Annotated in this window: 18 protein-coding genes; 5 read left to right on the forward strand and 13 right to left on the reverse strand. The window is 61.0% G+C overall.

Annotated elements, in window-relative coordinates; all coding sequences use genetic code 11:
• Positions 1–163: 163 nt before the first annotated feature.
• The 7 genes from CXY72_RS02100 to CXY72_RS02130 form a co-directional block, all read right to left on the reverse strand.
• Positions 164–1072, reverse strand: a complete 909-nt coding sequence (locus CXY72_RS02100) for an FAD-binding domain-containing protein (protein ID WP_199183912.1) — start codon at positions 1070–1072, stop codon at positions 164–166.
• Between the two features lie 429 nt (positions 1073–1501).
• Positions 1502–2812, reverse strand: coding sequence for an MFS transporter (locus CXY72_RS02105; RefSeq protein WP_104126069.1), 1311 nt, complete (start codon positions 2810–2812; stop codon positions 1502–1504).
• Between the two features lie 238 nt (positions 2813–3050).
• Positions 3051–4235: a thiolase family protein gene (locus CXY72_RS02110; RefSeq protein WP_104126070.1), complete on the reverse strand. Its 1185-nt coding sequence runs from the start codon at positions 4233–4235 to the stop codon at positions 3051–3053.
• A gap of 45 nt (positions 4236–4280) precedes the next feature.
• Positions 4281–5381 carry a phosphotransferase family protein gene (locus CXY72_RS02115; protein ID WP_199183913.1) on the reverse strand — a complete coding sequence of 367 codons (1101 nt, stop codon included), beginning with the start codon at positions 5379–5381 and terminating at the stop codon, positions 4281–4283.
• Entirely contained in the window at positions 5381–6679 is a 1299-nt protein-coding gene (locus CXY72_RS02120) for an acyl-CoA dehydrogenase family protein (RefSeq protein ID WP_104126072.1), read from the reverse strand. The genes CXY72_RS02115 and CXY72_RS02120 overlap by 1 nt, the downstream gene beginning before the upstream one ends.
• 41 nt (positions 6680–6720) lie before the next feature.
• Positions 6721–7503: an SDR family oxidoreductase gene (locus CXY72_RS02125; protein ID WP_104126073.1), complete on the reverse strand. Its 783-nt coding sequence runs from the start codon at positions 7501–7503 to the stop codon at positions 6721–6723.
• Entirely contained in the window at positions 7500–9125 is a 1626-nt protein-coding gene (locus tag CXY72_RS02130; RefSeq protein WP_104126074.1) for a class I adenylate-forming enzyme family protein, read from the reverse strand. The genes CXY72_RS02125 and CXY72_RS02130 overlap by 4 nt, the downstream gene beginning before the upstream one ends.
• A gap of 274 nt (positions 9126–9399) precedes the next feature.
• On the opposite strand from CXY72_RS02130, the gene CXY72_RS02135 reads away from it, so the two are divergent.
• Positions 9400–10041 (forward strand): TetR/AcrR family transcriptional regulator, encoded by a 642-nt coding sequence (locus tag CXY72_RS02135; protein WP_104126075.1) that lies wholly within the window; start codon positions 9400–9402, stop codon positions 10039–10041.
• A 203-nt stretch (positions 10042–10244) separates the two neighbouring features.
• On the opposite strand, the gene chrA is transcribed toward CXY72_RS02135, so the two are convergent.
• The 3 genes from chrA to CXY72_RS02150 all read right to left on the reverse strand — a co-directional run bounded on the left by chrA (position 10245) and on the right by CXY72_RS02150 (position 14510).
• Positions 10245–11444: a chromate efflux transporter gene (chrA, locus tag CXY72_RS02140; protein ID WP_370446191.1), complete on the reverse strand. Its 1200-nt coding sequence runs from the start codon at positions 11442–11444 to the stop codon at positions 10245–10247.
• A gap of 246 nt (positions 11445–11690) precedes the next feature.
• Complete coding sequence (locus CXY72_RS02145) at positions 11691–13784, reverse strand: transglycosylase domain-containing protein (protein WP_158252440.1); 2094 nt, start codon at positions 13782–13784, stop codon at positions 11691–11693.
• 201 nt (positions 13785–13985) lie between these two features.
• A complete protein-coding gene (locus CXY72_RS02150; protein ID WP_158252441.1) occupies positions 13986–14510 on the reverse strand; it encodes a MarR family winged helix-turn-helix transcriptional regulator in 525 nt (174 codons plus the stop codon).
• Between the two features lie 168 nt (positions 14511–14678).
• Here CXY72_RS02150 and CXY72_RS20505 point away from each other — a divergent pair, with 168 nt between their 5' ends.
• Positions 14679–15131, forward strand: a complete 453-nt coding sequence (locus CXY72_RS20505; protein ID WP_370446189.1) for an ATP-binding protein — start codon at positions 14679–14681, stop codon at positions 15129–15131.
• Between the two features lie 662 nt (positions 15132–15793).
• Here the strand turns inward: CXY72_RS20505 and CXY72_RS02160 are convergent.
• Entirely contained in the window at positions 15794–16507 is a 714-nt protein-coding gene (locus CXY72_RS02160; RefSeq protein ID WP_104126078.1) for a hypothetical protein, read from the reverse strand.
• 194 nt (positions 16508–16701) lie between these two features.
• Here CXY72_RS02160 and CXY72_RS02165 point away from each other — a divergent pair, with 194 nt between their 5' ends.
• The 3 genes from CXY72_RS02165 to CXY72_RS02170 all read left to right on the forward strand — a co-directional run bounded on the left by CXY72_RS02165 (position 16702) and on the right by CXY72_RS02170 (position 18951).
• On the forward strand, positions 16702–17607 hold the full coding sequence (locus tag CXY72_RS02165) for an IS3 family transposase (protein WP_255409246.1): 906 nt from the start codon (positions 16702–16704) through the stop codon (positions 17605–17607).
• 379 nt (positions 17608–17986) lie between these two features.
• A complete protein-coding gene (locus tag CXY72_RS19735; RefSeq protein ID WP_199183915.1) occupies positions 17987–18130 on the forward strand; it encodes a GPGG-motif small membrane protein in 144 nt (47 codons plus the stop codon).
• A 167-nt stretch (positions 18131–18297) separates the two neighbouring features.
• Positions 18298–18951 carry a DUF4232 domain-containing protein gene (locus tag CXY72_RS02170; protein WP_104126080.1) on the forward strand — a complete coding sequence of 218 codons (654 nt, stop codon included), beginning with the start codon at positions 18298–18300 and terminating at the stop codon, positions 18949–18951.
• 108 nt (positions 18952–19059) lie between these two features.
• Here the strand turns inward: CXY72_RS02170 and egtD are convergent, their stop codons facing one another.
• On the reverse strand, positions 19060–20046 hold the full coding sequence (egtD, locus tag CXY72_RS02175; RefSeq protein ID WP_104126081.1) for an L-histidine N(alpha)-methyltransferase: 987 nt from the start codon (positions 20044–20046) through the stop codon (positions 19060–19062).
• A complete protein-coding gene (gene egtC, locus CXY72_RS02180; protein WP_104126082.1) occupies positions 20043–20807 on the reverse strand; it encodes an ergothioneine biosynthesis protein EgtC in 765 nt (254 codons plus the stop codon). The genes egtD and egtC overlap by 4 nt, the downstream gene beginning before the upstream one ends.
• Position 20808 lies beyond the last annotated feature (1 nt).

Raw genomic sequence — 20808 nt, forward strand, 5'->3', positions numbered from 1 at the left:
CATCCCACGGTGGCTCGCTACGTTAACGCAGCAACACTCAGGAGCGGGAAACAACACCACTCAACGGGACATGACCTCGGCACGTCGGCGCATCGGCTGGCGCGCACGGTCGATTTCTGCACGGAATGTTATTGCGCAACCAGGTCGGTGACGCACTTTCAGGCTATTTCGGCCGCGTGAGGTTCTTGCGCCACGCCGAAAAACTCTGGACAGAGCCGGCATGAGGTTGGGCAAGCCAGGGCCAGGGATGAAGCTCCACTGCCGACCCGGCGTATTTCTCGAAGCTCGGAACCGGAGCCCAGGTGATCGCGGCGCTGAGTTCTGGAGCGATTCGTCTCGGGTCTCCGAGATGTACACTCACCTCACGCCGCGTAGCCAGGTCCTGCAGCGTCTCGACGAAAAATACCAACCTTTTGCTCGAAAGCTGAAGTTTTTGAAGGGCTGGTTCGTCAAAGATAAAGACGGCCGGCAGCTGGGGATGCGCAAGAAGAGCAGGATCCGCATCGCCCAGCGATTCGACCGTGAGCAAGACCGATTTCGGCGTGGAGCGCTCGACGACCGTGGTGGGACCTTGGGTAGTTGCTAGATCGTCGTCCCGCACGAGCAGCGGAGTCGGATTCACAACCGGGTGCAGATCTCGGTTTGGCGGAAAGTTTTGAATCGGGCAGTTGCGGTTGAGGGGGCACGCTGCACACAATTGGGGCGCGCGTTTCTCGACCTGCCAACGCGCGAATCCATAGGGTTTGCTGGAGCCCGCGCCCACCGTCCATTGCCACCCGAGCAGGTTGGCCGCGCGAGAACCGTCTAACAGATGGCGATGAAAGTACTCCTGACCGGCCACCCAGCCTGCTCCGGATCGCACCGTGTACTGCGAGGCGAGCCACATACGGGACTGGTTCACCAGCCAGCCGTCCGTCTCCAAACTCGAGAGCGCCCAGTCGACGCAGGCCATTTCGCGCGGCCAGGCCGCTGGCGCAAATTCCCCCGACCAGGCAACGTCAAACCGCAAATTGCGATGCAGATGCATGCCAACACGAGCATATAAATGTCGGGCATACTCTTGCCAGAGCAATTCGTCACGGAATTTGGAGACATCCGCGGCCGGACCCCCGGCGGCTGCATTCCAGACTTCCCGCAAAGGAAGCAACCCGTGGCGTATGTAGGGCGATAACCGAGAGGCTCCGCGACCCGACGCCGGAAGTACCCGGTTGCGCGTCGCGGCGTACCCTGTCACGTCAAACGTGGCGAGCGCAGCATCCGCCGCCGTCTGGCCGCCGCGGATGTCGGGACTTGCCCTGATTCGATCACTCACGAGGTGCGCCAGGTCTCGATCGACAGCGTCTTCTGCGGAGATACCATCGAGGTCAATGATCACCGGGTCAGCATAACGCCCGCCGATATAAACCGGTGAAACGCGGCCCGGTCAAAATACTGTGAACTTGTTGCGCGAACCGTATTGACTCCCCGAGGTCAAGACCGTTCACGACGGCCGACCACAGAATCAGGCGTCTTTCAAGTCGATGCCCTTCGTTTCCTTCATGATGAAACAGGCGATCCCTGTGCACGCACAGAGAACAATGATGTACACGCTGGAGAGCCAGCCAACATCCAGCGAGTTGAGGAGCGCGTTTAAGTAGGGAGCGGTGCCGCCGAACACGGCCACTGAAATGGAATAGGCGAAACCGATGGCCCGGGTACGAATTCTGGTCGGAAAATTCTCGGAGAGAATGGCCGAGAGCAAAGCTCCAGGGATGGCGACGATCACTAAAGCGATCGCCGAGGCGAGTAGGAGCGTCCATCCCGCCGAAGTGATCATGGCAGTCAGGGGGAGGGAAAGCGCGATCATGAGTACGGCGAAGATCAGCATCATCGGGCGCCGACCGACTCGGTCGGAAATCCATCCCCAGAGCGGCAGGGTTGCCAGGGCGATCAACTGGGCTGTCAGGGTCATCCAGAAGGCGGTGCCCGAGTCCATGCCTTTCTGGGTGATTGCGTAGGTGGAGGCGTACGAGGTCCAGGTGTAATGGGCCGCTGTCACCCCGGAAGTCATGGCGATCATCAGCACGATTGTTCGGGCAACCTGAGCTTTCGGCAGCGGGGCCGGCTTTTCGGCGCCGGTCGTGTGTTCATCGAAGACCTCGCTCTCACCCATGTTGCGTCGCATGTACAGAGCCGCAAGGGCGAGGAAAGCGCCGAGGATGAACGGGATACGCCATCCCCAGGCCGCGACACTGTCGTCGGGCATGATGCTGGTCACCCCGCCGGCGACACCGTAGGCCAAGACCGACCCGCCGAAGATAGCGATGAAGACGGCGCTGCCCCAGAGTCCGCGATGGCGTCGCGGCGCAATCTCGGCCACGTAGGTATAAGCGGTCGCGGTTTCTCCGCCGTGCGCGAACCCTTGGATGACCCTGACCATGAGCAGCAGGAGTGACGCCCAGGCGCCGGCATTCTGATAGGTCGGCATCACAGCCATGGCCAGGCTTCCGCCAGCCATCATGAGCATTGTCGTGACCAGGACGAATTTACGCCCGCGCCGGTCGGCGACCAGGCCGAAGACGATGCCGCCCAGCGGACGCATCAGGAAGCCGACGGCGAATACTCCCAGGGTGGAGAGGAGTCCGGAGATGGGATCGTCGGGGTTGAACATGGCAGCGGCGATGAACGGCGCAAAGACCGCGTAGGCGCTCCACTCATACCATTCGAGGACGTTACCGAGAGTGCTGGCGATCAGGTCCCGCCGTTTCGACCGGTCGGTGACGCCGCTGGCTTCTCGGGCTGTGTCGTTGTCGGTCTCGTCGATCTGGGTCATCAGAAAAGGCTCCTTTGCCTCAAAATATTCACGTCATCACACCCCGAGCGGGATGTCGATGGGTCGCAAATCGGACACTATGTCGTACGGGTAGAACCTGGCTCCGGTCTTTCGGCTGAAGTGTCATACAGAAGCACCGTCCGGCGCGCACGGATGCAGCTTTCGGCGATTCCGCGGCCCAGTGCGGCCGAGCCGACAACACCCACCGTTGTGATTCTTGATATTCCGGTTCGGGGCGTCATGCCTCGTACCTCCTGATCAGAGCGGCGAGTGCCTGGCCGCCGCCGATACAGAGCGTGACGATGCCATATTCCGTACCAGTGCGCTGCAAATGCCGGGCGGCGCGGAGGGTCAAAATGGCGCCGGTCGCTCCGATCGGGTGACCCATAGCGATGGCCCCGCCGTAGGGGTTGGTCCTTTCTGGATCAAGTTTCAGGTCGCGGATGACGGCGACGGACTGGGCCGCGAAGGCTTCGTTCAGCTCGATGATCTCAATGTCTGCCGGACTGAGTCCGGTCTCGTCAAAGAGTTTTCGTAGCGCCAGGGCCGGGGCATAACCCATCAGCGCCGGATCGATCCCGGCCGTCGCGACATATTCCAGAGTAGCCAGGCCACCGAGCCCTCGGTCGCGGGCGGTGCTGTCCTTCATCAAAATAACGGCCGCGGCGCCATCGTTGATTCCCGATGAGTTGCCGGCGGTTACGCTTCCCCCCGTCTGAAACGCCGGGCGGAGCCCCCGCAGCGTCTCGAGGGTAGTGTCGGGGCGCGGCGCCTCATCGACGGTCACCGTCACCGGCTTCTTCCCGGGAACCAGAACCGGCGTGATTTCCGCAAGAAATACCGCCTGGGCTTCCGCGGTGCCCGCTCGGCGTTGGCTTTCGCAGGCGAACTCATCCTGCTCCCGCCGAGACACCCCGTATTTTTTGGCCACATTTTCGGCCGTGACACCCATATGTTTTTCGCTGAACGGGTCGGTGAGCATGGCCAGTGTGCCGTCCACCTGGGTGCGGTCGCCCAGCCGCGCATTGCCGCGGGCGTTGTAATCCAGGAACGGCATCCGGGACATCGATTCATCGCCGCCGGCCAGGATGACGTCGGCTCCACCCCAGCGCAGCTGCTGCGCAGCCGACCAGATGGCCTGCAGTCCGCTGCCGCAGAGCCTGTTCACGGTGAAGGCGGGAGTGCGCTCGGGCACGCCGGCTGCCAGAGCGACGCGGCGGGCGTTGTAGGCATCCGCACCGGCTTGGCCGACGCAGCCCATGATGACCTCGTCGATGTCGTCCGCGGCAACGCCGCTGCGTGCCAGTGCCGCGACTGCAGCAATGGCGCCCAGCTGGTGTGCTGGCACGGCCGCCAGGGCCCCGTTGTATTTTCCGACGGGCGTTCGGGCTCCGTCAACGATGACTATCTTCTGCTGGGACACTGCAATCTCGTTTCTCTGACGTGCCGGGCAATGGCGGAAAAGGGTTCAGGATGCGACGGTCGACCCGACGCCGGCAAATTGCCGGGCACCGTCCAGGAGCCTCGGGATTCCTTCTTCCAGCGAGGGGCCGAAGCCGGTGTCGCCCGGTCGTTCACCCTTGAGCCAGCGGGTGTAAATGGCCTCGCAGAAGATGGATGCCTTCCACAGCGCCAGCGTCTGGTACCAGGGCAGCGCGTCCACGTCCACCTGCATCCGCTCGCGGTACCGCGAAATGAGCTGTTCGCGGGTGAGGTATCCGGGTTCGCGGGTCACTGTGGTTAATTCGAGCGGCGTAGAAAAACTTCCCGGTTCCGAATAGGTTGCCGTGAGATAACCAAGATCCGCCAACGGATCACCCACCGTGGCCATTTCCCAGTCCAGGATGGCCATCACGCGTGCCGGGGACGACGGTTCGAACATCAGGTTGCCGGCCCGGAAGTCACCGTGGATCACCGTAGCGGCCTGGCTGGTGGGAATATTGCGTTCCAGCCAGCCGCCGATGCTGGCGACCTCGGGCAGATTCCGGGTGGTGTTCACCTCCCATAGGGCGGAAAAACGCTGGACCTGTCGCTTCAGGTAGCCGTCCGGGCGTCCGAACGCGGCCAGATCTCCAGCGGAAACATCCACCTGATGTAGCTGAACCAGGGTGTCGACAACAGCGGCGCTGGTCGCCTCACGCTGCGTCATGGTGCTGAGGTGGCCGGGGATTCGATCGGTGATAACGGTGCCGCCGAGGAACGACATGATGTAGAAGGGAACGCCGAGAAGCGACTCGTCGTCACAAATTGCGAGAATTTCGGGAACCGGCACCCCCTGTTTTCTGACCAGCTGTTGGATCCGAGCCTCACGAACCATGTCGTGGGTGGATCGCGGCAGGGGCGGACGGGGACCGCGGCGCAACACAAACACCTCGGTGCCGCGCTGGAGACGGTAGGTGACGTTGGACTGCCCGTCACCGATCCGACACCAGGACAGCGGCCCGATACCGAGCCCTGTGGCATCCATGAACTCTTCGACTGCGTCGAGAATGAGAAGCGGCGGCAAGCTCAGCCGCACGGCGTCGGCGTAGTTGGCGACGACTTCGACGCCGTCGGGAATGGTGCGCATCAACGGATTCCTGCCAGCTCGGTGTCGAGATCAGCGGCGTGCAGGTCGGTACTACCCGCGGCAGCGCCGTGCTGATCGGAGCCGTGCACGTCGGCCAGGTACGGCTCTCCCTCGTCGACGGCTCGCTTTCGCGCCGCCGATGCGCGCCGGGAAATGGCCCATTTGTGGGTCTCGTTGGCGCCGTCGTAAATTCGAAACGGTCGCACCTCGTTCAGGTAGGCAGCCAGGGGAAGCCCGTCCGAAACCCCGTCGCCACCGCAGAGCTGGATGGCGCGGTCGACCACCCGGAAGATCGCCTCCGAGCAGTGCACCTTTGCGATGGAGGACATCGCGGATCCGGCCCGTGGATTCGTTTCGAGCAGCGCGGCGGTCTTATCGATGATCGCATCGGAGGTTTCGATGTCGATCACGGACTGGGCGATCAGTTCCTGGGCAAGGCCCAGGTTCTTCATCGGGGAGCCGAACATTTCGCGGCGCTCGATTCGGTCCAGGGCAATGTCCAGCGAGCGCCGGGCCAGTCCGAGCCAGCGCATGCAGTGGGTGAGACGGGCTGGGCCGAGGCGCACTTGGGCATATGTGAAGCCGAGCCCGACGGCCCCCAGTACCGCGTCATCCGCTACAAAGCAGTCTTCCAGATAAATATGGGGATGACCGCCAGCAATGGCACGGTCCATGGTGTGGATGTTTTCACCGAGCCGGATGCCTGGGTTGTCGAAATCGACCAGGAACATGGTGGCACCGGTCGGGGCGTCTTTGACGGCTTCGGTGTGGGCCATCACGATGCAGAAGGCTGCGCCGTCGGCGCCGCTGGTGAATCGTTTGTGACCATTGATGGACCATCCGCCGTCGACCTTTGTGGCCTCGGTGAGCAGGGCGGCCGGATCTGAACCGGCGCCAGGGTGTGGTTCGGTCATTCCGAAGCAGGACCGCGACGTGCCGGCGGCCAGGGGCACAAGGTAGCGCTGTTTCTGCGCCTCCGTGGCGATCAGGTTCAGCATGTGCATATTGCCCTCGTCCGGCGCCATGCAGTTGAGCGCGGACGCGCCGATCGGGGAATATCCGGCCTCTTGAAAGATCGCGGACCAGTACTGGATGGGGACGCCCTGGCCGCCGAATTCCTTAGGTACGTGCGGGGCGAAGACATTGGCGGCCTTCGCTGCCGCCTGTAGTCGGTCGCGGGTGGACTGGGCCAGGCGCTCGCCCGGCCGTGGCTCGGCGGGAATAACCGTGCTGCGGATGAATTCGCGGGTGCGGACTCGCAAATCTTCGATGTCGGCGGGGAGTGACTCGGTGCTCATTGTTCTATTTCCTTCCGCGGCCGGGGCCGATGAGTGGCGTGTTAAGCGGTGCCGCCGGCTGCAAGCAGGCCGCCGTCGAGGTTGATGACCTGGCCGGTGATCCAGGCCGAATCTGAGGACGCGAGAAAGGCAACGGTGGCGGCGATATCCTCGGGGCTGCCGAGGCGGCCCAGAGGATATCTCGCGGCGACTTCCGCCTCCTTGCCTTCGTAGAGGGCCTGGGCGAATTGCGTCTTGACAACCGCCGGTGCAACCGCGTTCACCCGTATCTTCGGTCCCATTTCAACGGCGAGGGTGCGGGTCAGATGTGCAATGGCGGCCTTGGTCACGCCATAGAAACCGATACCGGGTGCCGGTGTCTGCCCGGTGACCGAAGACACGTTAATCACGGTGCCGCCGCGGCCGGCGAAATCCAGGGCAACGTGGCGGTAAGCATCCTGAATCCAGGCCAGGGTACCGAAGACGTTCACCTCGGTGATCTTGCGCGCGGCGGCAAGGTCTAGATCCATGACCGAACCGTAGACGGGGTTGATACCCGCATTGTTGACGAGGACATCCAGCTGGCCGAATGTTTCGGCGACAGCATTGAGAACTTCGAGGCGGTGGTCTGGATCGTGGGCTTTGCCGGCGAGCGGGAGGACGGATCCTTTTGGAAACTGGGCGGCCGCATCGTGTAATGCCTCGGCGTTACGGGCGGTGATACAAACCCGGGCGCCCTCGGCCACCAGCCGCAAGGCGATGGCCAGCCCGATCCCGCGACTGGCACCCGTGACGATGGTCGTCTTGCCCTCAAGGCGGTGCGCGTGCACGGTTTGCTCGGTCATGATTTATCCTTCTGGGGCGGCACGCCCTGGGCTGTCGTGTTTTCTTCACGGAGCTCCTGGCGGCGAATTTTTCCGGTCTGTGTCTTAGGTAAGTCGTCGATGATGTGCACGATGCGGGGGTACTTGTAAGCCGCGAGGCGCTCTTTGGTGAATGCGATGAGTTCGGCTGGAGCGACCGATACACCTGATTTCAGGGAGACGAACGCGACGACGGATTCGCCGCGGTACTCATCTGGCTGGCCGATCACGGCGGCCTCATGGACTGCGGGATGTTCATACAGCGTGTCCTCGACTTCGCGAGGCCAGACCTTGTACCCGGAGACGTTGATCTGGTCTTTCAGCCGGTCCACCAGATAAATCCAGCCTCGAGTGTCGATGATGGCCACGTCGCCGGTGCGGAACCTGCCTCCGGGCATGGCGTGGGCGGTGGCATCCGGATTATTCCAGTAACCCGGGATGATCTGGGGGCCAGATAATTCCAACTCGCCCTGAGTACCCGGTGGAACGGGGTGACCGTTTGGATCGATGACTCTGGCCACAACGTGCGGTAACGGAATACCGATGGACAGGGTGCCGCTGGAGGCGTCGACGGGCGCTGTGGCATAAGGCGGGACGGCAATCACACCGGACGTGCTTTCGGTTAGTCCATAGGCGTTGAGAATGTAGACGCCGAAGCGCTTTTGGAAGCGTTCCACGGTAGCCGGCGGGATCGGAGCTCCACCGGAGTACAAAGTCTTGACGGAGGCAAAATGGCTGGCACTGGCATGCGGAAGCGCCAAAATCGCGTTGAACACGGTAATCGAGCCGATGGTATAGCTGACCCGATGCTCGGCAAAGGCCTCCAACACGATATCGGGGTCAAAGCGGCCCGTAAAAACCAGGGTTGTGTCGGTGAACAGCGAGATCGCGGCGTTGATCACGGCGCCAGTGATATGAAACAGTGGAGCCACGGCCATGACGACGTCACCGGGGGCCAGCCGTGCAAAGCGGCAAAACGTCGTGGCGACAGCTAAGACGTTTTCGTGAGTGTTCATGGCGCCCTTTGGCGGGCCGGTCGTGCCCGAGGTATAGGTCAAGAGCGCCACGTCATCGCGGGTCAGCGCAATGTCAGCGGGTCGCAAGCCGTCGAATTCGCGAATCAGAGTGGCGACATCGCCGTCAGCCGAAGCGGTCGGGCGTGCTGTCATGTCACAACTGCGCGGATCGTTTCGCGTCTGAAAGTCACGTGCAGAGGTAGTGATGAGCCAGCAAACCGTGCTTCCGGCAAGCGTTTGGCGCGTTTCCAACTCAGCTGTATCGGCACAAATAACACCGATGGCACCCGAATCGTCAACGAGGCGGCGCAGCTCGCGACGTTTGTACATGGGGTTCAGCAACAGTGCCGTCGCTCCCAATTTCCAGAGGGCCAGCAGGGCAAGCGCATAGTGCGGGGTGTTTTGGAGGTAGATGCCGACCCGGGCACCGCGAATTGTGCCGCGGGCTACGAGCGCTACAGCGAGAGCGTCGGAGGCGCGGTCGACTTCGGCGGCCGTCATCCAGCCATCGAAGTAGCGAAGGGCGACGCGCTCAGGGTTGCCGGCAACGCGGGCCTTCCACGCCTCTACGGTGGACTCGTACTGCATCCCTGCACGTACGTCCCGGCTGAGCACGTCTGGTGCGGTCTGAGAATCTTTTACGGCGTTGATCCCAGACCGACCCTGTACACAAGAGCCGATCTCACCTTGATTGGTCACAGATGAACGAGTCACGACAGCCGCCCCTCTCCGGCATCGTCGCCGGAATTGACTTTACTCACTCCTACCGAGCGATCGCTCGGTAGGAGTTAGTCTGAAGTAGACGTCACCATCTGTCAAGACAGACAATGGCAATCAGGCATTAACAGGTGAAGGAGTATTCGTGAAAGTTGAGACTGCGAAAAGAGTCGGGGATGAGGCCGTATGGCGCAAATACTCCGACAACGCTCTGCCACCCCTGCTTCAAGCGGCTTTGGATAGTTTTGTGGAGCACGGCTATCACGGCACGACGATTCGCACTGTGGCCGCTCGGGCCAAGCTCTCCGTACCGGGCCTCTATCACCACTACGCCTCCAAGCAGGCGTTGCTGGTGGCGATCGTGCAGTTCGCGATGCAGGATTTATTGGTCAGGAGTGAAGACGCCGTAGCGGAGGCAGGTTCCTCCGTGGAGGAACAGTTTCAACTTCTGATCGAATGTCTGGCGCTCTTTCACGCTCATCGCAGTGAGCTCGCCTTCATCGCTGCTAGTGAGATCCGAAGCCTGGAAGGCGAGTCGCGAACGGCGCACATCGCATCCCGCGATAGGCAGCAGCAGATGGTGGACGACATTATCAATCAGGGTATGCAGGAGGGGATCTTTGACGCTGAGCACCCCAAAGACACCAGTCGAGCCATCGTGACTATGTGTACTGGTATTGCGCAGTGGTATCGCCGTGACGGTGAGCTTTCGCCCGAAGAGCTGGCCGTTCGATACACCAACATCGCCCGGATGACGTTAGGGATTGGCTCAGGTTCTCGAAGATAGAGCCCCACAGAGCCTATTCCTGTGCGAACAGATGCACGAGGCAGGCGAGGCGGCGATGGTTTTTAGGGGGCGGTGCGACGCGGGGTGATCTCTTCAGCGATCGGCAGCTCGTTGAAGCGTTCGGCGGGGGTGTCCGAGGCGACGGCAGTCCTGATATCGACATCGGCCACAGCGACCCTCTTGCCGCAGGGATCGTCGTCGCCTTAACGTATGCCTCCGGGCAAAAAAGTTAGCGCTATCCCACCACCAGCGCCGACGGCTACGACAGCCCAGGCCGGTGTGCGCCAGGCGATGAGGAGCACGAAACATACAAGAGCCAGGACGAAGGGGGCAGGACCAGTAATTGCGGTGGTGAAGACCGGGTCGTACAGCGCCGCGGCGAGGATGCCGACAACCGCAGCGTTCGCGCCGCGCATGAGCGCTTGGGCCCACGCTCGCAATCGGAACGCATTCCAGAACGGGATCACCCCGATCAGGAGAAGCAGTCCGGGGAGGAACACACCGGTCAGAGCGAGAGCAGCACCTGCGATACCGCCAGGACCCACGGTTGAGAGGGTTCCAAGATACGCCGCGAATGTGAACACAGGGCCGGGCAATGCCTGCGCCGCACTGTATCCAGTGAGGAATTGATCCGGCGAAACCCAACCGGTATCCATGACCCCGGCTTGCAACAGCGGCAGCACGACATGACCACCGCCAAACACCAACGCTCCGGCCCGGTAGAACGCGTCAAACATATCGACAGCCCCAAGTTCCGTCGCGGCAGCCAAGAGCGGCAATACGACGAGCAGGATCACGAAGAGTGCGAGGCAGATCCATCCGGCGAGGCGGGAGACCGGGAATCGGATCATTTCTGTCACGGCGCCGGCGCCGGCACGGCAAAAAATCAGGCCAGCACACGCGCCGACCACAAGAGCGATGATCTGCCCCATCGAGCCCGCAAGCAGAAGTGCGCCCAGAGCGGCCATCACTGCGATGGATGCGCGGGCGGGATCGGGCGTGAGAGTTCGTGCCATTCCCCAGACAGCCTGAGCGACAATCGCGACGGCGACGATCGTGAGCCCGCGGATAATTCCGGAACCGACTACGCCTTGGAATGTGCTCGCGCCGTACGCGAAAGCTACCATCAAGACGGCGGAGGGCAGGGTGAAAGCGAGGAATGCGGCGGTAGCGCCAAACGGACCTGCTCGGAAGAGTCCCAAGCCGAATCCGACCTGGCTCGACGCGGGGCCTGGGAGGAATTGGCCGAGCGCGACCAGGTCTGCGTAATCGCTGTCGCTCAGCCATTTGCGGCGTTGGACTAATTCCCCGCGAAAATATCCGAGATGTGCCACTGGGCCACCGAAGGACGTCAGTCCCATCCTCAGAAATACCCAAAAGACCTCCCAGACGCTCCCGCGCAAGCGATGGTCAGCCGTGCCGCCCTCCGAGGGTATTGCTGTGCCCACTTCCCGCTCAGTCTGGCTAGTAGTTTGTTCATCAGTTACTTTTCGGACCACAGGCAGAGTGTCGCACGTTGAGGTTAACGAGCCGATCACCCTCTGCGCAGAGGCGACGACTCGATAAAAGCGAAATGTAGTGTTTCGAAACCCCACTGCCTCGTCGCCCCGGGATACCAGACGGTGGAGCTACTGCCGAGCGTCGCGGACTTAGTCCGAGGTACGAAGCGTGCGGAGGGCGCTGGGGGATACGTCAGCGAAGTCGTCTCCGCCGTACTTCGCATTGGCCACGGACATGACGTCAGGCCACATCCGATGGCGGGCCGTAGCGGCGTATCCGCTGTCGAAGTACATGGAGCGTTGGTCGAGGGATCCCGTAACACTCACGACGCCGGCCACGGTTGCCACCTCGGTGCTCGCGCCACTCATCCAGGTATCCGCTGCACCACCCGTGGTTCCGGTTTTTCCGATCATCGGAACGCGGGGACTGGTCCGGTAATACGACGAACGGGCGGTGCCCTCGCTCATCACGCGCTGCATGGCGTAGGCCATAACACCCGCTACGGCGGGCTCAACCGAGGCGCTGCACTCGGATTTTGGAACGGGCAGTTCAGTGCCATCGGCGGTCACGATTCGATCGATGACAACAGGCGTGCAGGTCACCCCGTCGTTGGCGATACCGGCGAAGGCGACGGCCATGGTCAGGGGCGCGATTTCGTTGGTGCCGAGCACGGAACTGGCTCCCTGGCGAAGCGGGTCGCCGTCGGCACGGTGTACGTCGAAGGCCTCTGCAGTCTTGCGGATACCGCACAGGTCTAGCTCTTTTGCCATGCCCAGGTACCCGGTGTTGTAGGAATTGATGGTCGATTCGAGAGCGCTGTAATTGGATCGATTTTGACTCAATGAGTCATTGCGGGGGTTCCAACCAGGGTAACGCTGTGTACCCCGGCAACTGTCCTGGAAAGCTCCCCAGTGCGACGTGCGCCCAGAATCAACGCGTTCGTTGAGGGAATGCCCCTCGCTGAGCCATTCGGCCAATGTGAATACTTTGTAGGTGGAACCGGGCTGAAAACCGCTCGAGCCACCGGCGGCATGGTCGGTGTTGTAGTTGATGGCCGTGTAGTTGGCCCCGGAATTCAGCACGGCCGGATCCTGGCTGTAGTCCTTGTTCTGGGTCATGGCGAGCACCCGGCCGGTGCCGACCTGAACGCTGGAAATGACGGCGCCCACGTCTCCTGCGGTGGAGATCTTGGGAACGTTTTCGTTCATGGTTGTCACGGCCGCACCCTGCAGGTCCAGGTCGAGCGTGGTGTACACGTCGTACCCACCACGGCGAAAATTAAGCAGCCGCGTTTCTTCGTCTGCACCAAAAATGGGGTCGGTCTGGAGGGCGTGTACGACGTAGTCGCAGAAGTAGGCGTTGGCGCCAGCCGTAGCGCAGCCGGTACTGGGCGCCGTGATGACCGGAGTGATCACCGTGGCGACCGCTGTCTCGTACTGGGCCGCAGAGATCTTCTCCTCGGCAAGCATTTCCCCGAGAATATAATCGCGGCGTATCTTATTGGCGGCATAGTCGTTGGCGGCGCCATTGGTGACACTGCCCGGTATATCGAGCTGGAACTTTCGTGGGTTGTTCACGATCGCCACGAGGCTTGCGGCCTGCGGCAGAGTCACTGCCGCCGCTGTCGTGTTGAAGTAATGATTGGCCGCTGCCTCAATACCGTAGACCGTCCCACCGAAGCCCGTGATGTTGAGGTACTGGCGGAGAATGTCCGCCTTGTCGTACTTCTTTTCCACGGCAATCGCGAAGCGCATTTCGCGAAGTTTGCGCTCGGCGGTGATTTCCGTGGCCGCCGTGTAGCACAGGTCGCTCTGCTCCTGCTCGGCGATGACTGCACATTTCTGCACGAGAACGTTCTTCACATACTGCTGAGTGATCGATGATCCTCCCTGCAACGAATCGCTGAACGTGTTGCGCACAACCGCGCGAAGGACTCCCTGAATGTCAATGCCGTTGTGCTCAAAGAAACGAGGATCCTCACCCGAGACCGCGGCGTCCTTCACAAATTGACTGATGGCATCCGATTCAACCTCGACCCGATTCTGGTCGTAGAACGACGCAAGCAGTACGGGGCTGCCATCGTCCTGGGTGGCATAAATGTTGCTCTTTTGCGAAAGCTGCTCGATTCCCAGATAGCCCGGCAGGTTATCAAGGACTGTGATGGTGTTCGTCGCGCTCAGGCCGGCCAACGCGACCACCGGCGCCATGCCCGCCGTCACGAGGACGCCGGCGACGACACTCATCCCGACAAGCCTCATGAAAGCGCCGAGGAACGTGCCTCTTGTTTTCGTGGGGACAGTGACATTGATGTCTAAAATTATCGCTACCTCATGGATCCATTAGTAGACAAAACGGGATGAGTGCGCCTCAAGCGCTCGCACGCGCAACGCGGGGGCCACGGTTCCACCTGTGAGGGGTGGAGTCTTGGGAGAGCCTTTATCGCGCTAGATGCCAAGGATCAACAAGTCTTTCGATGAGGTTTCCCCGGCGGCCCGGGCAAAGAGTTCAAATGCAGAGACAATTGCGGACTTTTGGTCGGGCGACAAGACGGACAGGATGTCGGCGATGTTGTCGCGGCGCTGCTCCAGGGCATGAGTGACAAGGTTTTGTCCTGCTGGCGTGAGCTCAATGAGTACCTCACGTCGACTGGCTGGCCTGGTGGTGCGCCTCACCCAACCAGCTTCGACAATGCGATCGATTGCCCGGCTCAACGTGGAGGGAAGGACGCCGATGGCTTCGCCCAGGACGCCCATCCGCAGGGGCCCCGAGGTGTCCAGCAGCACGAGAACACGAAACTGGGGCAACGTCACGATCTCCAGGACACCTGCGACAGATCGAGCCACCACACCCATCAGCGCACGAGAAGCTGTCAACGCGGCGTCCGCCGCGCGAGCGTCGAAATCTTCGTCAGGAATCACTGATACCCTCATCTCATGCAATAGTTGCAAACCCACAACAATTGCAAGCATACATTTATGGCGTGGTGGCACCCAACCTGTGTGATCCTCGCGGAATTGTTCAACTGGTTTTCGAACAAAACCCGTCATTGCACGTGAAATCGGGTTTGAGGGGCCTCTGGCTGCGAGGATGACGAGAATCTGGATCGGTAACTTGGTACGTCATGAACAACGCTGGCCATGACCGCGCAACCGAGTAGCGCTCGCGACGTGGCGCGGGGTGATTCGAGTACCTTGGTGCCCGTTCGTGGAGCGCTGGTGTTTTCACCGTTCCATCGCATTGCCTACTACATCCCGTTCGAACAAGACGCGGCGAATCTGTTCTTCCAACTCGTCTCGTCCCGTTACGAACACGCCTCACTGATTTCGACGTCGAATTTGGCCTTCGCCCGCTGGGGCGACGTGTTCGGCGATCAGATCGNGAAGGCGCCAGCTACCGACTGCACAACACCGGGATCGAAACTTTACCTTCAGTCCGCGCCGAGAACGCGGCACAATAGAACACACAACAAGGGCTCAGTTTTCACCGTCGATAGTGGCTCAATTTTCAATTGTCGTCGACACCCGACCCGACTTTCCCATCTCGATGCGCAGTCAGAAGCCCCTGTTGGGGCTAGTGGGCATAGTAGGTAACTGACCCGCATCACTTGGCAGACGGGACCATCACCGACCGAACCGGTCAAGATTCATGATCGTGTGCCACGCGGATGCGAAGTCGCTTATGAAATTCTTTTGAGTGTGCTGGCTCGCGTCGACCTCCGACAGCGCGCGCAGCTCAGAGTTGGTCGAAAAAAATCAGGTCAATGCGACGATCTCAAGAGGGTGCTCGCCTCGGTGCCGGCCCACCAATACCAGATCGGCGTCGCCGAGGAAACATCCGATCCGGGTCCGTCTGCGTCAACGTCACCGCGTACCAGCCAAAGTTCGCGACCTCGCCACCTGTCCGAAACTCCACCGGCATGAGGAGAAAAATAGCTTAAAAGCACCAGCCAAGCGACCCAACAACGTCAAACCGTAACAGAATCCGTACCCCACGCAACGAGGCCCTCACACCCAAGCTATCCACGGACCCGCTAGACCGCCTCAACGAGGCAACGCTGACCGGCATTGGAACAGCCAATGGCGGTAAATGGACTCAACCCATCCGCTTAACGCCACTGACCGTTCCGTTGTTACTCACACCCCGAAACCGGATCAGAAATTAAACCAGCGTGTTAATCATCTGCAGTCCCTAAGCCCCGAGGCCCTCACCTTTCATGAGCCCGACCGGTCACCAATGTCCATGCCGAGTACAACTACCCCTTCGAAGAGGCGAAAGAGTTGACGCAGTCACCCTGATTCTTGAAGTCGGGACTCGTGCTAGTTTCCCACCCGCCGTTTTTGCAGTTGTCCTTGCCCGCGAGCACAGTTTGAGTTCCGAACGTGTATTCAGTGCCAGCGAAGTTGATCGCGTTGAGGACGCCATCGCCTTTGACTCCTGAACCGAGGGAGAAGCCGAACGCAGTGACGTCAGCGTTTGGGAAGGCGGTCCGCCACTGGTCGAGAGTGCCGTGGTTGTTGCTGCCGAATCCGCCCATGTGGGACGGTGCGCCGTTTTTGACGAATAGGTCTGCGGAGTTACTCAACCACCAGTCGTTGCCATAGGTGGCAGGCTCTCCGATGAGGATCCCATCGGCAGTGCCGTCAGCGTCGAAGTCGACGATGAGCTGGGCGCCGGGGATACCCCCGGCTGTGTTCGTATACTCAAGGTTTGGTTCGCCGGCTGCGGCGAGCAGGGCGTTCGTGTCGACGTACTCAGCGACCTTGTCTGTGCTGGTGGTCGAGTCGGTGTAAATGTGGAGACCGGTAGCGACCACTTCGTAGTGCCCTGTCGCCCTTGTGTCAGAAAGTGCGGAGTTGAAGCTGTCCGGTACGAAGAGGACGCTGCTGGCGGCGTTCGCGGGTACTGCAATGGCGAGGCTGACGGCTGCGGCGACGATGCCGACCAGGCCGAGCGAGATTTTTCTCATGCGGGGATTCCGTTCTTCCACCACGGGGAACCATGAGCGCGGGAGTGCGTCACAGCTGTGAGGATTCTGCACACACTGTACAGGGGGACCGCTTACGAAACGGAATAAATAAAACGGCGGAATGGACGACTCGAACCAGCCCCCTAAACTCCCATTGGCCTCATTCACCTTGACAAACTCTGGTCTTGCCCCCGTTGGGTGGACACCTCACAAGAGAGAATGTTCACAGGGGAAAGACACGCAGGGAGTTCACTTCTGAGTGCAAAGACGAGGCCGTGAAGCGGGTGATTAACACTAGTAGGGCGCTTGTGACCGTGACCGTGACCGTGGCGCGTGAGCTCGGCATCGACGAGGCCTCGCTGGGCCGTTGGCTCAGCGCTTTCATAGCCCGAAATGACAGCGGTGAGACCGCTGTCACGGAGTCGGAACGGGCCGAGCTGCTTCGGTTGCGACGCGAGGACATCGAGGAGAAAGTGGCGTGGTTCCACGTCGACTCCGACGAGGTCCATGGAGCCCCGAGAATCCTGGCCGACCTCTGTGCCGACGGGGAAACCATCTCACGCAAGACCGGCGCTAAAATCATGCAACGCCTCGGATTGGTAGGCATCTGCCCGCAAAAGTGGAAGACCACCGCGATCATTGACCACGCCGACGCTTACCCGGTCGATGCCGTCAAACGCGAATGGAACACCGGGGCGCTGAACCAGATCTGGGTCGGCGACATCACTTACCTCAGGACTTGGGAGGGATGGGTCTACTTGACGACCGTAATCGACGCTCACAGCCGCCGAGTGATCGGCTGGGTCATCGCCGCCCATAAGAGGACCGACCTGATCGAGGACGCCCTCGCGATGGCCATGACGTTATGCGGAAACAGGCCGGCGCGGGTCATATTCCACAGCGACACGGACACCCAATATGCCTCCGCTCAGATCACCGCATTCGCCGCCAAGAATGGCATCACCCGCTCGATGGGATTGACCGGAAATTGCTGGGACAACGCGATGGCTGAGAGCTTCTTCGCGACGCTGAAAACGGAGTTCTACTACCGCCGTGTTTGGCCCACCCGCGACCGCGCCACCCGCGAAGTCGGCGCCTGAATCGAGGACCGCTACAACCGCCGCCGGCACTCCTCGATCGGGCAAATCAGCCCAGTCGATTTCGAACTGCAACACTCGTCAGAGACCGCAGAAGTCCAACTCACCGCTTAACCCGCGTCCACTCAACGGGGGCAAGGCCATGCGGCACAAAAAGTCGCTTGACATCAATAAGAGCATCCACTTTGCGGGACGTCACCGTGCTTGGGTTCTCTTGGTCGTTTCGCATGGCCGCTAACACATGATGGCAGCGTCTCACCTCCACGACATTCTGGATAAAACACAGTGGTCAGAGACCGAGCAGGGGGTACGTTCGATTCAACAGATCGAAAACCGCTATGGGCGTACGGCCCGTCGGCGCTGAATGAAATGGAGCAGCACCATGGCAACAATTCTCTGGATCATTGCAGTAATCCTCGTAGTTGGAGGAATTTTCGCGCTATTTCGACGCCAGTTTCTCTGGGGTATTGTGCTCATCGTCGTGGGACTGCTGGTTGGTCCAGGTGGCGTGAGCATTTTCACTTGAGACTGCGGATTGAGTAGCCGTTCCGGGGCGTGGCGGAGCTCCGGAACGGTTTCGGCGTGCCGGATCCACTGACGCTCAACCGGAGCACCCCAGCCGACCTGCTCAGCAGGCTAACCTCGAAGGCAGGAGCATGCATCAATTGACACGACGATAATCCGAGGAAAATCATGAAGAAAATTTCTGCACTCTGCTCCGGAATAGCCGTCATTTTCTTCTTGACTGGCTGCGTTGGCCAAGTGAGCGGTGAGGCAGCGTCTGCAACCCCGTCGCCCACTAGTGCCGGTTACCCTTCGGCTTCCGCTTCGCCCGTAGCGCCTGATCCGGGGGAGTACGAGACCGCTGGCGAAGCATCGGTCCCCGCAATCGATGCAGATGTGACGCCGATGCCCGCCGGAGCCGCTGAGTGTGACGGAGACAACCTGGGTATTTCTATCGCCGCCCAGCCCCTGGCCAGCGGAGCCGGTTCGTTCTTCTCCGAGATCACGTTTACTAACACCAGCGGCGACGCCTGTTGGGTCGAGGGACCACCTTCCATCTTCAACCTCGCGGACAGCGCTACGGGGGCGGTCGCAGGGAAGCGCGCGGCAGACAGCGGCATGCCGGAGGTGGTGCAGCTCGCTCCCGGGGCATCTGCTTACAGCACCATCCATTTCAGTAATGCCGGAGCGTACGACTGTGACACCGCCGTCGCCGATGTGGCCAAAGTGAGTCCGCCCAATTGGGATTCGTCGCGGACCATAACGCTGGAAAATCCCGTCACCGTATGCAACACACCCGCTACCTACACGGTGTCGTGGATCAGCGCGACCAGTCTCTTCTGATCTAAGGCATGGGCAGCGACTGATTCCGCCTATGCCGCGATGGCCTTGCCCCCGTTGAGTGGACACCTCACAAGAGAGAATGTTCACTCAACGGGGGCAAGGCCAGGTCTAGATGGCTGCGGCCAGGGTCAGGGCGAAACGATTTTGCGGATCCGTCCACTGCCCGGCCACGGAGAACCCCGCCGTTTCCATCTCTTCGACCACGCCGTCAAGGCGGAATTTGGCCGAAATTTCCGTACGAAGTTCTTCCCCCTCGTGGAACTGGATGGTCATGTCCATCTCTGGCAGGTGCACCATCATGGGTCTGCTGGCGCGCAGCCGCATCTCGATCCATTCCTCTCGGGGCATCCACACCGCCATGTGTTCGAAGGCCATCACGTCGAAATTGGCACCGAGCTCGGTGTTGAGAACGCGCAGCACGTTCCGGTTGAAGTCAGCGGTGATCCCTTCCGTATCGGCATAAGCCGAAACGAGGACGTGTGGCGATTTCACCAAATCCGTCCCAAGAAGTAGTGAACCACCGTCTTTGCCGAGCAAGTCGCGAACGTCAGAAAGAAAACTGGCTCGGGTCGATGGCTCAAAATTTCCGATAGTGCTGCCCAGCAACGCGACCATGCGACGTCCGGCCCGAGGTAGCAGGTGCAGCTGGGTCTCGAAGTCGGCTGTCACGGCCTGCAGTTCAAGGTCGGGAAAGGCACGAGCCAATTCGTTTTGGGCATCCAGCAGTGCGCTATCGCTGATGTCTACGCCAACGTAACGGCGAAGGGAGCCTTCGTTTCTCAAGGCGTTGAGTAGCAGGGGGGTTTTCCGGGAAGATCCAGACCCGAGCTCGATCAACGTCTCTGCAGGGCATGCGGTCGCTATCTCTGCCGCGTGGAGTTCTAGCACTTCACGTTCGGCTCGTGTGGGGTAATACTCCGGCAGGCCGGTGATGCGCTCAAACAGTTCGCTGCCGAGTTTGTCGTAGAACCACTTGGGTGGCAGCGTTTTCGGCGACGCGCTAAGTCCTGCGCGCACGTCTGCGCGCAGGCTTCGCCCTAGATGGTCCGGAGATAGGTGATGGATAATGTCGGGGCGGGCGGCAAAGAGGCTCATGGGGCTACCTGTTCCTTCGTGAGAGTGGAAATCGGACGGACGTCGACGTAGCCGGCGGTGGCGGTCAGAAGAGAGTTGTCCGCCACCTCATGCCAGTCGGGGCTGTCATCGAAAGGTTCACTGGCCACCACGACGCTCCCGGGACCGGTTCGCCAAAAGAGGGTATCTCCGGCGGCCGTGGCCGCTATGGCTGTGCCGTCCGTGAGCAGAAAATTTAGTCGTGCGCCGGTGACGGCAGAGACGCTGTTGACCACGTGCGCCAGCGCATCCCCGGCGCAGTCTCCTGCGGCGAGCCGTTCCAGGACAAGTGCCCAGAGCAGGGCGGAGTCGACTCGAGCTTCAAGGGCCAGCAGACGAGCGGGCGGAAGCGATGCGGCCAGAGCTTCCAATGCCTGCGGCCAACCCTCTACCCGGCCGTTGTGGCTGAAAAGCCAGGGCCCGTACGCGTAGGGGGCAGCAGCTGATGCCTCCTGCGTCATCCCTGGCGTCGCGGACCGGACGGCCGCGAGCACTGCCTGGCTGGAGGTAACCCGAGCGACATCAGTGAAGGACCCGTCTGCCCAGATGGGGATTGCGCGACGGTAACGGGCGGGTATGGGATCCTCCGAGGCATACCATCCGACACCGAAACCATCAGCGTTCACGGTCCCGTGCCGCTGATGTCTGGGCGCCCAGGATTGCGTCAACAACCCGTGCGCGGGAGCGAGCAGCAGCTCCGCGAGCGGCATGGGGGACCCGATATAAGCTAAATGACGGCACACA

The organism is Cryobacterium sp. Y57 (genome assembly GCF_002929505.1).
GTDB lineage: Bacteria > Actinomycetota > Actinomycetes > Actinomycetales > Microbacteriaceae > Cryobacterium.